Source organism: Halopiger thermotolerans (genome assembly GCF_054654555.1).
On the sequence record NZ_BAAIEU010000004.1, the window covers coordinates 57,410 to 71,243 of the forward strand.

The following is a 13,834-nucleotide window of genomic DNA, read 5'->3' on the forward strand; positions in this document are numbered from 1 at the left end:
CGCTGGATCCGACGGCACTCCGCGAGACGATCCCCGGCATCGAGTCGGGCGTCTACTGCAACTGGGGCGCGAGCGGGCCGAGTCCCCGCCGCGTCGTCGAGGCGGCCGAATCGACCCTCGAACACCACGAGTACGCGGCCCCTGGCGAGGAGGGGATGTACCCCGCGGCCCTCGACGCCTACGACGAGGCGCGGGCGGCCGTCGCCGACCTGCTCGGCGCCGCGCCGGACGAGATCGCGCTGACCGAGAGCACGACCGACGGCATCAACCGAATCGCCGGCGCGGTCTCGAGCGACTGGGACGCGGACGACGTCGTCGTCCGCACCGACCTCGAGCACGCCGCGGGCGTCCTCCCGTGGCGGCGCCTCGAGCGCCAGCGCGGGATCGACGTCCGCGTCCTCGAGACCGAAGCGGGGCGACTCGACCTCGAAGACGTGAAGGCGGCCGCGGCCGACGCGTCGCTGTTCTGCGTGAGTTCGCTGACCTGGACCCACGGCACCCGGCTGCCGGTCGGGGAGATCGTCGACATCGCCCACGACGCGGGCGCGACGGTGCTGGTCGACGCCGTGCAGGCGCCCGGCCAGCGGCCCGTCGACGTCGCCGAGTGGGGCGCCGACTTCGTCGTCGGCGCGGGCCACAAGTGGCTGCTGGCCCCCTTCGGCTCCGGCTTCCTGTACGTCGACGAAGATGTCGCGTCGGCGCTCGTCCCGCCCGCAATCGGCTACCGCAGCGTCGAGGACCCCGAGGCGGCCGAGTATCAGTACGCGGCCGGCGCGCGGCGGTTCGAGGTCGCTACCGCGAGTCCAGCCCCGCACGCCGGCCTGGTCGAGGCGATCGACTGCCTCGAGGCCGTCGGCCTCGAGACGGTTCGGGATCGGATCGAAGGGCTCACGGAGCGTCTCAAGGACGGGATTCCGGACGAGCGCCTGTTGAGTCCCCGCGAGTTCGAATCGGGGCTGGTGACCGTCGACGTCGACGACCCCGAAGCGACCGTCGAGCGACTCGCCGAGCGCGATATCACCGTCCGTTCGCTGCCCTATCCGGACGCCGTGCGGGTCTCCGTCCACGCGGTCAACACGCCCGCAGACGTGGACGCGGTGCTCGAGGCGCTGTCGCCGTAGGTGTACGTCACTCGAGGATGGGAACGGGGTTAAGACGGATGCTGGTGGCGCAACTTCTCGGCGATCTGTCCCGGAACCTCGGTGCCGCAGTCCTTGCACTTCCAGGTCGGATAGACGCCCCCGCCTTCCTTGACGATGTCCTGGCGGAACTGGAGGGTCGCGCCGCAGAGGCATCTGTGGGTGGTCTGGGACATACGCGCACAGTACCGGACGAACGTATAAAACGTCTCCTGCGACCCGATGCGTTTCGTTACTCGGGTTCCGCTTCGGAGGTCTCCGATTCGTCCGATTCGGTGGCCTCGGCGGCCGCTTCGGCCAGCGTCTGCCGCTCGTCGAAGTACGCCGGCGCGTCCCGCTCGAGTTCGAACTCGACGACGCGGCTCATCGCCGCCCGCCCGTCGTCGGCCTCGGACTGCAACTCCTCGGCGAGTTCGGTGTAATCCGCGGCCAACTCCTGAAACGCCTGCATCCGCGCCTGCTTCGCCTCGACGACGGTCTGTTTCTCCTCGAGCGCCGCCGCCATCTCCTCGACGTCGTCGACGTCGACCTCGTCCGGGCCCGGCTCCGCCGTTGAGGTCGGGGTCGCCGTCCCCTCTGTGTTCGCGCTCTGGCCGTCCTCGAGCCGCGAGCGGATGTCCGCGACGGTTTCCTCGATCTCGTCCAGTAGCTCGTCGGCTTCCTCGCCCATGGTTTCGACCTGTCCCGAGAGGAGGCCGGCCTGGGTCCGACAGTACTCGACGAACTCGTCGACCGACAGATCGGGCTCGGTCTCGTCGCTCATGGCCGACCGTTCGTGCTTCCGTCCGAAGACGCTTTGGGCGTCTTGCAGTCCCGACTGCGGTAGGTGCTAGCAGCTACCGTCCGCTGCGGGTTTCAGACTCGTTAAGTTCCTCGGGCCACTGATACACCTACAATGAATCGGGTATCGAGTCGCGCGACCAGTTACTCACGACCTATCGCAAGCGAGACATGAGCAAGGACTACATCGAAGTCCGCGGTGCGGAGGAACACAACCTCAAGGACCTCGACGTGGAGATTCCCCGCGAGGAGTTCACCGTCGTCACCGGCCTCTCGGGCTCGGGCAAGTCCTCGCTCGCGTTCGAGACGGTCTACGCCGAAGGGCAACGGCGGTACATTGAGAGCCTCTCGGCCTACGCCCGGAACTTCTTGGGCCAGATGGACAAGCCCCAGGTCGAGACCGTCGAGGGGCTCTCCCCGGCGATCTCGATCGACCAGAAGAACGCCGCGAACAACCCGCGATCGACCGTCGGGACCGTCACCGAACTGCACGACTACCTGCGGCTGCTCTACGCCCGCGTCGGCACCCCCCACTGTCCGGAGTGCGGCCGCGAGGTCGGCGAGCAGAGCGCCCAGAACATGGTCGAGCGCATCCTCGAGCTCCCCGAGGGGACGAAGGCCAAGCTCGCGGCGCCGGTCGTCCGCGACCAGAAGGGCGCGTTCGAGGACCTGTTCGAGGAACTCGTGTCGGAGGGGTACGCCCGCGTCGAGATCGACGGCGAGGAACACGACCTCACGTTGGACGATCCCGATCTGGACGAGAACTTCGACCACACGATCGACGTCATCGTCGACCGCGTGAAGGTCTCGACGGAGAACCGCCCGCGGATCATCGACAGCGTCGAGACGGCGCTGGACGAGGCGGAGGGCGTCCTGAAGGTCATCCTCCCGGACCCGCCGGAGGAAGCCGCGGCGGACCTCGGCGAGGAGGCCCGCCGGACCGGCGCGCTCGGCGACGAGAGCGACGACGACGACGATCGGTTCGTCGTCGAGTTCTCGAAGGACCTCGCGTGCACCCACTGCGGCATCGACGTTCCGGAGATCGAGACCCGCTCCTTTTCGTTTAACTCGCCCCACGGCGCCTGTCCCGAGTGCGAGGGGCTGGGCGAGACCAAGGAGGTCGACGAGGACCTCGTCATTCAGGACGAGTCCAAGCCGCTGAAGGAGGTCTTCGAACCCTGGAGCTACAACCGCTCGTACTACCGCACGCGACTCGACGCCGTCGCCGAGCACTTCGACGTCTCGCTGTCGACGCCGTTCGAGGAGTTGGACGACGATATCCAGCAGGCGTTCCTCTACGGCACCGACGAGGAGGTGCTGTTCGAGCGCAACACGAAAAACGGCACCCGGCGCAAGCAGAAGCGCTTCGAGGGCGTCATCCCCAACCTCGAGCGCCGCTACGTCGAGACCGACTCCGACTCGACCCGCGAACACATCGAGGACTACATGTCGGTCACGGAGTGTCCGGCCTGCGACGGCACCCGCCTCAAGCCCGCCAGCCGCGCGGTGCTGGTCGACGGCACCTCGATCACGGAGATCAACGCGATGAGCATCGGCGACGCCTTAGCGCACTTCGAGTCGCTCGAGGCGGACCTGACCGAGCGCGAGAAGGTCATCGCCGAGGAGATTTTGAAGGAGATCCGCGCGCGACTCGGTTTCATGGTCGAAGTCGGCCTCGAGTACCTGACGCTCGACCGCGAGGCCTCGACCCTCTCGGGCGGCGAGAGCCAGCGCATCCGGCTCGCCACGCAGATCGGCTCCGGCCTCGTCGGCGTGCTGTACGTCCTCGACGAGCCCTCGATCGGGCTCCACCAGCGCGATAACGACCGCCTGCTGGACACGCTCGAGGAACTGCGCGACCTCGGGAACACCCTGCTGGTCGTCGAACACGACGAGGAGACGATGCGCCGCGCGGACAACGTCATCGATATGGGCCCCGGCCCCGGCAAGCGCGGCGGCGAGGTCGTCGTCAACGGCCCCGTCGATGAGGTCAAAGCCTGCGAGGACTCGATCACGGGCGACTACCTCTCCGGACGCAAGCAGATCCCCGTCCCCGAGGAACGGCGCGACCCCGACGGGGCCCTGACGATCCTCGGCGCCCGCCAGCACAACCTCAAGGAGCTGGACGTCGACATCCCGCTGGGTTGCTTTACGGCCATCACCGGCGTCTCCGGCTCCGGGAAGTCGACGCTCATGCACGAGGTCCTCTACAAGGGACTGGCCCGCGAGATGAACGACAACACGAGCGTCATTCCGGGCGACTACGACGGCCTCGAGGGCCTCGAGGAGATCGAGACCGTGCGCCTGATCGACCAGTCGCCGATCGGCCGCACGCCCCGCTCCAATCCCGCCACGTACACCGGCGTCTTCGACCACATCCGCGAACTGTTCGCTCAGACGAAGCTCTCGAAACAGCGCGGCTACGAGAAGGGCCGCTTCTCCTTCAACGTCAAGGGCGGCCGCTGCGAGGAGTGCGGCGGGCAGGGCACCGTCAAGATCGAGATGAACTTCCTCTCGGACGTGTACGTCCCCTGCGAGGAGTGCGACGGCGCCCGCTACAACGACGCCACCCTCGACGTCACCTACAAGGGCAAGACCATCGCGGACGTCCTCGAGATGTCCGTCGAGGAGGCCTACGAGTTCTTCGAGTCCTCGAGCCAGATCCGCCGGCGCCTCAAGCTCCTGAAGGACGTCGGGCTCGACTACATGAAGCTCGGCCAGCCCTCCACGACGCTCTCCGGTGGAGAGGCCCAGCGCATCAAGCTCGCCGAGGAGCTGGGGAAGAAAGACTCCGGCGAAACCCTCTATCTGCTCGACGAGCCCACGACCGGGCTCCACAGCGAGGACGAGCGCAAGCTCATCGACGTGCTCCACCGGCTGACAGACAACGGCAACACCGTCGTCGTCATCGAGCACGAACTCGACCTCGTGAAGAACGCCGACCACATCATCGACCTCGGCCCCGAGGGCGGCGAGAACGGCGGCGAGGTCGTCGCCACCGGCACCCCCGAGGAGGTCGCGCGACTCGACGACTCCCACACCGGCCGCTACCTGCGGGACCTGCTCCCGAAGGTGGACATCGAGGGCCCGCGCGGCGAGCGCGTCGAGCCGGTGACGGCGTCGATGGACGACGACTGACGACTCGAGCCCGATTCTCGCTTCTGCTCACGGTCCTGTTTTCGATCTACCGCCGCGCGGAACGGTGAGACACGGCGACTTCGGACGGTGCTCGAGGGCCGAGAAAAGGCGGTTCGTCGCCGCCGGTCAGTCGTCGCCCGCCGCTTTGACCGGCGTCTCTACCGAGAGTTGCACGTCCTGTCCGAGCGCGACGAGCGCGTAGACGGGCGCTCGGCGCGCCCACTCGTCGACGCGGTCCTCGTCGACGCCCTCGCCCTCGATCTCGATCTCCGCGGTCGTGTTCTCGAAGACGCCGTCGATCGCCTCGAGGTCTGCGAGTCCGAACAGGACGGCGGGGTCGAAATCGGTCCGGACGCGCGTCCGGAGGCGTTCGACGTCAACGCCGTTCGCCACGGCGTTGATCGTGATGCCGACGTTGATGCAGGCGGCCAGCGCCGAGAGCGCGACCTCGATCGGCTCCATCCGGTCCGTGCTGCCGGTCCAGCCGCCGGCGTCGAGTACCTCCTTCCACCCGCCGTACGGGATGGTGTACTCGCGGGTCTCGCGCGCGATCTCCTCGCCGCCGAGTTCGTAGCTGTCGATCTTCGCCAGGCTGTGCGCGCAGGTTCCCTCGTAGGTCGCCGCCGCCCCGAGTCCGAGCTGGACCGCGTCGGGATCGTCGGCCGCGTGGTCGGCGAACGCCGCGAACGTCTCGAGGTCGACGCCGTGTGTGTTCTGGTCTGGTGTCATGGGTCGTCTCTCCTCCCCACGAGAGCCGAGGCGCTCGCGGGTTAGCTAGCTATCTGACGCCGACTCGGCGCGCGCTGCCGGTCGCGCAGCCGGTGACCGGCGGTCGGACGTTGCCGTTCGACCGATGTTAGAGCGGATGGTGAAGACGGCGCAGAGCCGTTCCGAGACGTACAGCGTGCGGGCGGAACAGATCGAGTGCCTCGAGCGCGTCCCGAACGGCTCACGGTAGTTCGACCGTCAGCGGTCGCGCCTCGAGCCGCGCGGCCTCGTACCTTGATTCCGCCCACTCGCGGGCCGGCGGTGCGTCGGTGTCGACCAGCACGCAGACCGTCCCGCTGTCCCGCTCGTAACAGCTCACGGCGATCCGGTCGTCGAAGATCCCGATCCCGTACGGCGGTAAGTCGTCGTGGACGAACACCGCGAGGTTGCCGCTCTCGAACGGTTCCGAACAGTGGTCCGGGTACGTCTCGATGATGTACGCGGCGAGGTCGGGCGGATCGATGATCTCCGTCTCCATGCCGTCGACGATCCGCCGCCGGAGCACGTCCTTGCAGGGTTCGAACAGGGCGATATCGGTGCCGACGAACCGGAACGCGGTCGTCCGCCGGAGCAGCGACTCAAACCGGTTCACCGGGGCGTACGGGTCCGCGGGTCGGGCGACCGTCACGGTCGCGTCGGCGCACATCTCGAGCGTGAACCCGTGGTCCTCGCCCGGCAGCCGGTGCCAGACGTCGCGGAGCGCGCGCTCGGTTTCGACGCGAGCGATCACCTCCTCCATCGCGGTCGCGACGGCCGCCCCGAGCTGCGTCGCCTCGTACCGGTACCCCTCTCTGCGGATCCAGTTGCGGTCCTCGAACTCGCGGAGCGTGCGCCGGATCGTCGACGACGAGACGCCCGCCAGCTCCCGGAGTTCGGACCGGCTCCGCGGTCGCGCCGCGAGCGCGACGAGCGCCGCGACGCGGTGTTCGGAGCGCACGAGGTAGGCGATGTCGTCGATCGGCGACCCCGCGGAAGCACGGCTATTGGTAGCAGGGTCCATGAGAGGACTACTCGCAGCGCCGCTATAACTATTCGTTCGCTCGAGCGCGACGGTCGCGGTCCCCGGAAAATTGCCGAACGCGAATCGACGCGAACCGCGTCCCTAGACGGTTTGCATGTGCTCGCGCCGCAGGTCGTCGTCCGTGTACTCCTGTCCGTGAACCTCCTTCATGTGATTTCGAGCCAGTTCGACCGCTTCGTCCTCGTCCTCCGACTGGATGATGAATCGGCAATCGGCGGCCGCGTTCTCACAGTCGAGTCGGTGTGCTTGTGCCATGTGTCCTCGCCTCACGGTAGCTACGGGGTCGGGCGAGAGGTAGCTATCTGCTGCCGGAACGGCGGTGACTGGCGCTCGAGCGGCCGCTGCACGCCGGTCGCCCGCTGCGCGACGCTCGCGGTCGCGGCCCCGGACGCATTGGACCCACTTCGTTTGTACGAGCAGCCCGTAGCTCCGCTATGGCGATAGCGTACGTTGCACTCCGTGACCGCCTGCTCGTCTGTCGCGGCTCGGGAGCGGAAACCGACGACTGGACCGCGGAGTCGACCCTCGAGGGTCGCTCCCTCGAGTGCGTCGCAGCCTCCCCCGACGCGCCGGAGCGCGTCTTCGTCGGAACCTTTGAAGACGGCCTCCACCGCTCGAGCGACGGCGGCGAGACGTTCGAGCGCCTCGAGACGGACGCATTCGTCAGCGCGGCCGTCACGTCGCTGGCGATCAGTCCGCACGACCCCGACGTGATCTACGCCGGGACCGAGCCGAGCCGCGTCTACCGCAGCGCGGACGGCGGCGACTCCTGGACGCACCTCGAGGGCCTGACCGACCTCCCCTCCGAGCCGGAGTGGTACTTCCCGCCGCGGCCGCACACCCACCACGTGCGCTGGCTCGAGGTCGACCCGTTCGACCCCGACCGGCTCTACGTCGGGATCGAAGCGGGTGCGTTCATCTACAGCGCGGACGGCGGCGAGACGTGGCACGAACGTCCCGAGGGGTCGCGGCGGGACAACCACAGCATGGCGACCCACCCCGAGCGCGAGGGCCGTCTTTACGCGGCCGCCGGCGACGGCTACGCTGAGAGCGACGACGGTGGCGAGTCCTGGCGGCGGCCTCAGGACGGCCTCGAGCACACGTACTGCTGGAGCGTCGTCCCCCATCCCGCCGATCCGGATCGGGTACTCGTTTCGAGCGCGAGCGGCGCCTCAGCGGCCCACACGGCCGAGCGAGCCGAATCGTACGTCTACCGGCGGACGGCCGGCGAGGGGTGGCACCGTCTCGACGACCGCGGGATTCCGATGGGCGAGGGAGTCGTCCGAACGGTTTTCGACGCCCCTGCACTCGGCACGGACGAGACGGGCGACGGCGTCGTCTACGGCGTCAACAACCAGGGGCTGTTCGCCACCTCGAATTTCGGGGATCGGTGGCGCCCGGTCGGCATCGACTGGCCCGACGCGCTCGAGACGCAGGCGCCGCGCGGACTCGCCGTCGTGAACAAATAGGGCGTCAGTTGTGGATCGGCGTCCGGTCCGCGAGCCGACGCGGGACGGCGCCGCTGATCGTCGCGAAGGTCGCGCCCACGAGCAGGCCGTAGACGAGGTGGCCGCCGGCGAAGACGGCCGCGCCGAGCAACTCCGCCGCGAGTCCCGGGAGCGGGAGGAACGGCAGCGGGAGCGTCGCTACTCCGGCCTGGGCCACCGCAGCCGGGAGGATGAGCCCACCCGCAACGAGGCCGACTCCCGTTCCGAACGCGACGCCGGCGACGACGTATTCGTCGAACGACGTGACGAACTGCTCGATTGAGCGGCGCGAGACGACGACGGCGAACGCGATCCCGAACACCATGCTCACTGAGAGGTGGACGATCCACCCCGCGGCGACCGTCGCCGATCCGAGCAATGCGCCGAGGAGCTCGAACACGTCCGGGCCGAGCAGGAGCACGAGCCCCATGCCGACGCCGCCGACGAGCCCCGACAGCAGCCCGCCGATTACGATCTCGATGCCGGTGAGCCGTCGACTGTGTTTGGTTGTCTCTACCATGATTAGTGTTGCTCGCTCGAGAGGAATAACTCTAATTTCAGGCGCGGAGACGATTAACTACCATCGGTTTCGGCGGCGCTCGAGGGTCGCGGTCGTAGCGGAGGGCGAAAGGGCGGGGGCGACCCACGGCGATCGCAACCGTCGACGCCCGGAGCGAACTCGAGACGTCGGTGGCGGCTTCGAAATCCTTTTAGGCGCTACACGGGGATAGTAGGGTAACTGAGTGATATCATGGACGTCGACATCGTTTCCGAAGAGGACAACCCCATGTTGCACCGTACCGACGTGACCTTCGAACTGACCCACGACGACGCCACCCCCGAGCGCCTGCAGGTTCGGGACAGCCTCGCGGCGAAGCTGAACAAGAACGCCGACGAGGTCGTCATCCGCAACCTCAACACGAAGTTCGGCATGCGAAAGACCGTCGGCGAGGCCAAGGTCTACGAGTCCGCGGACTTCGCCCGCGAGGTCGAGCAGGACCACATGCTCGAGCGCAACAAGATCGGCGTCGAGGAAGAGGCGGACGTTGAAGCGGAGGAAGCATAAAATGGCGCGCTACGAACTCTACAACGACGACGGCAGCACGGACCGCGAGCAGTGCCCCCGGTGTGGCGACTCCTTCCTCGCCGACCACGGCGACCGCAAGCACTGCGGCAAGTGCAGCTACACCGAGTGGGAGTAACGCCCTCGAGGAGATTCTAATTCTCGCTCGCAGTCGATCGCGACGGTTCTGCGGGCGGGAGCGCAGTGATCAAGACACGTGAGTTCTACTACCCGCATTCTCGGAATCGAGGGCACCGCCTGGGCCGCCAGCGCGGCGGTGTTCGATTCCGCGACCGACGACGTATTCATCGAGAGCGACGCCTACCAGCCCGACAGCGGCGGCATCCATCCCCGGGAAGCCGCCGAGCACATGCACGACGCGATCCCGCAGGTCGTCGAACGGGCCCTCGAGCACGCCCGCGACACGTACGACGGCCCCGCGGACGAACCGCCGGTCGACGCCGTCGCCTTCTCTCGCGGCCCCGGGCTCGGCCCCTGTCTCCGGACCGTCGGTACGGCCGCCCGCGCGCTGAGCCAGAGCCTCGAGGTGCCTCTTGTAGGGGTGAACCACATGGTCGCCCACCTCGAGATCGGCCGCCACACCGCCGACTTCGAGTCGCCGGTCTGTCTGAACGCCAGCGGCGCGAACGCGCACCTGCTCGCGTATCGGAACGGCCGCTACCGCGTGCTCGGGGAGACGATGGACACCGGCGTCGGCAACGCGATCGACAAGTTCACGCGCCACGTCGGCTGGTCCCACCCCGGCGGACCGAAGGTCGAGGAGGCCGCGAAAGACGGCGAGTACGTGGATCTCCCCTACGTCGTCAAGGGGATGGACTTCTCCTTCTCGGGGATCATGAGCGCCGCCAAGCAGCGGTACGACGACGGCGTGCCGGTCGAGGACATCTGTTACTCGCTACAGGAGAACATCTTCGGCATGCTGACCGAGGTCGCCGAGCGCGCGCTCTCGCTGACCGGCAGCGACGAACTCGTGCTGGGCGGGGGCGTCGGGCAGAACGCCCGCCTGCGCGAGATGCTCGAGGAGATGTGCGACCAGCGCGGCGCCGCGTTCCACGCGCCCGAGCCCCGATTCCTGCGGGACAACGCCGGCATGATCGCCGTGTTGGGTGCGAAGATGTACGACGCCGGCGACACGATCGCGCTCGAGGACTCGACGGTCGACCCCAATTTCCGGCCGGATCAGGTACCGGTCACGTGGCGCGCGGACGAACCCGAGTTGGCAGCCGGACGCGGTGCCGGCGAGAGCGAACGACGGGTGCAGGGTGCCGAGGCTCTGGTCGACCTCGAGCCCGACGCCGGCCGCGTCACCAAACGCCGTGAGTCGAAGACCTACCGGCACCCGCAACTCGACGACCGGCTCCGACGCGAGCGGACGACCCTCGAGGCCCGCCTCACGAGCCTCGCCCGGCGCGAGGGCGTGCCGACGCCGGTGCTCTCGGACGTCGATCCGCAGGAGGCTCGACTGGAACTCGAGTACGTCGGCGATCGAGACCTCCGCGAGTCCCTGACCGTCGAGCGAGTTCGCGACGTGGGACGACACCTCGCGCGGTTGCACAACGCTGGGTTCGTGCACGGGGACCCCACGACTCGTAACGTGCGCGTTGATGGCGACCGAACCTACCTCATCGACTTCGGCCTCGGCTACCACACCGACCACGTCGAGGACTACGCGATGGACGTCCACGTCTTCGACCAGAGCCTCGTCGGCACCGCCGACGACCCCGAGCCGCTGCGCGAGGCGGTGCTCGAGGGCTACCGCGAGGTCGGCGACGAACGGGTCCTGGAGCGCCTCGAGGACGTCGAGGGACGGGGTCGGTACGTCCAAGATGAAGGCAAAGACGACGTCGAGGCCGACAGCGTGGACGCCTGACCCCGATCAGTTCACGTCACAGGCGTCGCCGCTCGTCGTATCGACGCCGAGCAGGTAGTTGCCGCCGCAGAACCCGGTCGCGACGTTGACGAGCAATCCGAGGCCAGCGATCCCCGCGATCGCGGCGCGTTCGGTCGCATCGTCCAAGTACGCCGCCGCTGCGGTGACGAGCAGCCAGACGCCGAGGACGCCGCGAGCGATGCGATCCAGTCCGCCGACGTTTCGAGTCGGTCGCTTCATCTCCATCCTCGAGTGGGACCGCCGACGGAGTAGCTGTGATGCCGAATATCGGTACTTCCCGACTGGTGTGAGAGCTGGAGCTAAAGCGTTGGTCTCATGAGGAAGATGTCTGGTTGAGTGAATGTGTTCAGTATCCCTCAGCCAGACGGTGTTCTTTCGGATTCGGACGTGAAAGATTTAGCGGAAGACGTCATCTGCCAGCTCCCCTTGCCAGGGATCGAGGGCTCGCCCCTCGATCCCGGCGATATCTGGGCTGTTGTCATTCTTGCAGCAGTCAATCAGACGTCCATCTGGGAGACGTGCAAGGACAACGACAACGCTGTCTGTGACGATACTGTCATGGACTGGCTACATACGCTCAACCGGGAGTGGCTTGAGCGGGTTGCTAACCGCCTTCTCAGAGAGTTAGCGATGACGATCCTCGACCCTGATCGGTCGAGGATCGTCTCCATTGACTTCGTCGATAACCCCTACCACGGAACGTACGCCGATGAAGAAGGTGAACTCTGTCGCATGCACGCGAAAGACGGAACAACGACGTGCCACCGGTACTGCACGGCGTATCTCGTCTCGAACGGAAAGCCAGTGACGTTGGCGATGACGTACGTCCGTAGTGATGAGAAAGAGGCCGACGCGGTCGAGCGCGTCCTCGACCGCGTCGAGGCCTATCCCTTCGAGATAGAGCTTCTGTTGGCTGATCGCGGCTTCTACAACGAACGTATTCTGCGCCGCTCACGGGAGGTTGCTGCGACTGTCGTTCCCGTCCAAAAGAAGGGCAAGCGCATGAGGAAGAAGCTGGATACGCACTGCTCGTACATGACAACCTATCGGATGTACAAAGGCCGCGAGCGGGAACTGGAATTCCCGCTCGCGGTCGCTGTGTCATATCACGCCGGAGATCGCGGGAAAAGTGGCGAGGTCGTGCGAGGCTATGTGGCGTGCGATCTGGCCGATCGCACGCCGAAACAAGTCGAACGGCTCTATCGGAAACGGTCAGCGATCGAAACGAGCTACCGTGTATTTCGCCAAGCACGAGTGGTAACGACGACACAAGACCCAATCATCCGCTTCGCGTTCGTCCTGGTTGGATTCCTGTTGGAGAACCTCTGGCTTGTGCTTCGATGGGCGGTCGTCGCCCGCCCCCAGCGGGGCGGGCGCGACCTGCCCGAGGAATTCACGTTCAAGACGTTCTCTGACTGGATCAGACATGCATTAGAGGAAGAGCTAGAGCGGAGTTGGGAGATCGAGATGAACGGAACAGGTGTGCCAGAAGCATACGCGCCGGCCGCGGGCTGAGGTCAGCCCGCGGCCTTGGGCAAGCTCCGGGTGAGCAACAGCATTCGCCTAGAACAGCGTATCTCAGCCTTCTTACTTCACTTCTCCTCATGCGTGGATTCTACTTCCTGTTCACTCAGTTACCACACCGGCATTCACTCCGTTCGTCCATGACTCAGCACAGTTCACGAAGCGACGTTCGGGAAGTACCGAATATTTCTGCGGCATTTATGTACTCGTTCGCCGAGACGTTTCACTGCACTGTCGAGTGCGACCGACACGAGCCATGAAGCGCGTTCGAATCACGTTACGTCCCGCCGAGGAGTACTCGCCGCCGATCTACGAACTGCTCGCCGGCGGCGCGAACTACCTCGAGCGAGCCCGCATCGTCAACTGGAACGTCTCGGAGCCGCCCACGACGTTCCTCCTGCGGCTCCGCGGCGACTACGAGCGATTCGAGGGAGTCCTCGAGGACCACGAGAGCGCCCGCGAGTACGAGATCCTGCCGCTGTCGGACCGGGAGTGTCACTGCTTCCTCGAGGGCGAGGTCTCCGCGGCCGCGCGGACGTTATTCGAGAACTTCACCCGCGGGACGCTCATGACCGTGCCGCCGATCGAGTGCAACCGGGACGGCAGCAACACGTTCACCATCATCGGCTCGGAGGGGGACATCCAGGCCGCGGTCGAGGACGTCCCGAGCGGCGTCGGCGTGACGGTCGACGCCGTCGGCGGGACCGCAGTCGCGCCCGAGCGGGTGACTGACCGCCTCGCGCCGCGACAGCGGGCGGCGGTCGAAGCCGCGCTCGAGTGCGGCTACTACGACGTTCCCCGCCGCGCCACGATCGAGGACATCGCCGACGAACTGGGTTGTGCGACTGCGACAGCGGGGGAACATCTCCAGAAGGCCGAAGCGGCGGTGATGGGGGCTCTGTTCGACGGCTAACGGATCGGGACCGTTCGACGGCCGGAGCGGACGGGGGCTACGGATCGCACCGCTGACTCGCCGCCGCGACGACGTCGAGACTCGCTTCG

General features: G+C 66.9%; 15 protein-coding genes. 8 read left to right on the top strand and 7 right to left on the bottom strand.

What is annotated here, in order from left to right; translation table 11 throughout:
- The first annotated feature begins 2 nt into the window (after positions 1–2).
- A complete protein-coding gene (locus ACYQ26_RS07925) occupies positions 3–1,121 on the top strand; it encodes an aminotransferase class V-fold PLP-dependent enzyme (protein WP_459810724.1) in 1,119 nt (372 codons plus the stop codon).
- A 29-nt stretch (positions 1,122–1,150) separates the two neighbouring features.
- Here ACYQ26_RS07925 and ACYQ26_RS07930 read toward each other — a convergent pair whose 3' ends face one another.
- Positions 1,151–1,315 carry a hypothetical protein gene (locus ACYQ26_RS07930; protein ID WP_459808348.1) on the bottom strand — a complete coding sequence of 55 codons (165 nt, stop codon included), beginning with the start codon at positions 1,313–1,315 and terminating at the stop codon, positions 1,151–1,153.
- A 56-nt stretch (positions 1,316–1,371) separates the two neighbouring features.
- Positions 1,372–1,902 (bottom strand): hypothetical protein, encoded by a 531-nt coding sequence (locus ACYQ26_RS07935; protein ID WP_459808349.1) that lies wholly within the window; start codon positions 1,900–1,902, stop codon positions 1,372–1,374.
- Positions 1,903–2,090: 188 nt separating this feature from the next.
- On the opposite strand from ACYQ26_RS07935, the gene uvrA reads away from it, so the two are divergent.
- Positions 2,091–5,057: an excinuclease ABC subunit UvrA gene (gene uvrA / locus ACYQ26_RS07940; protein WP_459808350.1), complete on the top strand. Its 2,967-nt coding sequence runs from the start codon at positions 2,091–2,093 to the stop codon at positions 5,055–5,057.
- Positions 5,058–5,183: 126 nt separating this feature from the next.
- On the opposite strand, the gene ACYQ26_RS07945 is transcribed toward uvrA, so the two are convergent.
- The 3 genes from ACYQ26_RS07945 to ACYQ26_RS07955 all read right to left on the bottom strand — a co-directional run bounded on the left by ACYQ26_RS07945 (position 5,184) and on the right by ACYQ26_RS07955 (position 7,101).
- A complete protein-coding gene (locus ACYQ26_RS07945; protein WP_459808351.1) occupies positions 5,184–5,786 on the bottom strand; it encodes an OsmC family protein in 603 nt (200 codons plus the stop codon).
- Positions 5,787–6,006: 220 nt separating this feature from the next.
- Positions 6,007–6,825 (bottom strand): helix-turn-helix transcriptional regulator, encoded by an 819-nt coding sequence (locus tag ACYQ26_RS07950; protein ID WP_459808352.1) that lies wholly within the window; start codon positions 6,823–6,825, stop codon positions 6,007–6,009.
- 102 nt (positions 6,826–6,927) lie between these two features.
- Positions 6,928–7,101, bottom strand: a complete 174-nt coding sequence (locus tag ACYQ26_RS07955) for a DUF1059 domain-containing protein (protein WP_459808353.1) — start codon at positions 7,099–7,101, stop codon at positions 6,928–6,930.
- A gap of 179 nt (positions 7,102–7,280) precedes the next feature.
- Here ACYQ26_RS07955 and ACYQ26_RS07960 point away from each other — a divergent pair, with 179 nt between their 5' ends.
- Positions 7,281–8,315: a beta propeller repeat protein gene (locus ACYQ26_RS07960; protein WP_459808354.1), complete on the top strand. Its 1,035-nt coding sequence runs from the start codon at positions 7,281–7,283 to the stop codon at positions 8,313–8,315.
- Positions 8,316–8,319: 4 nt separating this feature from the next.
- On the opposite strand, the gene ACYQ26_RS07965 is transcribed toward ACYQ26_RS07960, so the two are convergent.
- Positions 8,320–8,853: a hypothetical protein gene (locus tag ACYQ26_RS07965; protein WP_459808355.1), complete on the bottom strand. Its 534-nt coding sequence runs from the start codon at positions 8,851–8,853 to the stop codon at positions 8,320–8,322.
- A 231-nt stretch (positions 8,854–9,084) separates the two neighbouring features.
- On the opposite strand from ACYQ26_RS07965, the gene ACYQ26_RS07970 reads away from it, so the two are divergent.
- The 3 genes from ACYQ26_RS07970 to ACYQ26_RS07980 all read left to right on the top strand — a co-directional run bounded on the left by ACYQ26_RS07970 (position 9,085) and on the right by ACYQ26_RS07980 (position 11,287).
- Complete coding sequence (locus tag ACYQ26_RS07970; protein ID WP_459808356.1) at positions 9,085–9,399, top strand: 30S ribosomal protein S24e; 315 nt, start codon at positions 9,085–9,087, stop codon at positions 9,397–9,399.
- Position 9,400: 1 nt separating this feature from the next.
- A complete protein-coding gene (locus ACYQ26_RS07975) occupies positions 9,401–9,535 on the top strand; it encodes a 30S ribosomal protein S27ae (protein ID WP_120243761.1) in 135 nt (44 codons plus the stop codon).
- 78 nt (positions 9,536–9,613) lie between these two features.
- Complete coding sequence (locus tag ACYQ26_RS07980; RefSeq protein ID WP_459808358.1) at positions 9,614–11,287, top strand: bifunctional N(6)-L-threonylcarbamoyladenine synthase/serine/threonine protein kinase; 1,674 nt, start codon at positions 9,614–9,616, stop codon at positions 11,285–11,287.
- Between the two features lie 6 nt (positions 11,288–11,293).
- Here ACYQ26_RS07980 and ACYQ26_RS07985 read toward each other — a convergent pair whose 3' ends face one another.
- Positions 11,294–11,527 carry a YgaP family membrane protein gene (locus ACYQ26_RS07985; RefSeq protein WP_459808359.1) on the bottom strand — a complete coding sequence of 78 codons (234 nt, stop codon included), beginning with the start codon at positions 11,525–11,527 and terminating at the stop codon, positions 11,294–11,296.
- Positions 11,528–11,650: 123 nt separating this feature from the next.
- Here ACYQ26_RS07985 and ACYQ26_RS07990 point away from each other — a divergent pair, with 123 nt between their 5' ends.
- Complete coding sequence (locus ACYQ26_RS07990) at positions 11,651–12,823, top strand: ISH3 family transposase (RefSeq protein ID WP_459806279.1); 1,173 nt, start codon at positions 11,651–11,653, stop codon at positions 12,821–12,823.
- A 265-nt stretch (positions 12,824–13,088) separates the two neighbouring features.
- Positions 13,089–13,745 carry a helix-turn-helix domain-containing protein gene (locus tag ACYQ26_RS07995; RefSeq protein ID WP_459808360.1) on the top strand — a complete coding sequence of 219 codons (657 nt, stop codon included), beginning with the start codon at positions 13,089–13,091 and terminating at the stop codon, positions 13,743–13,745.
- Positions 13,746–13,834: the final 89 nt, after the last annotated feature.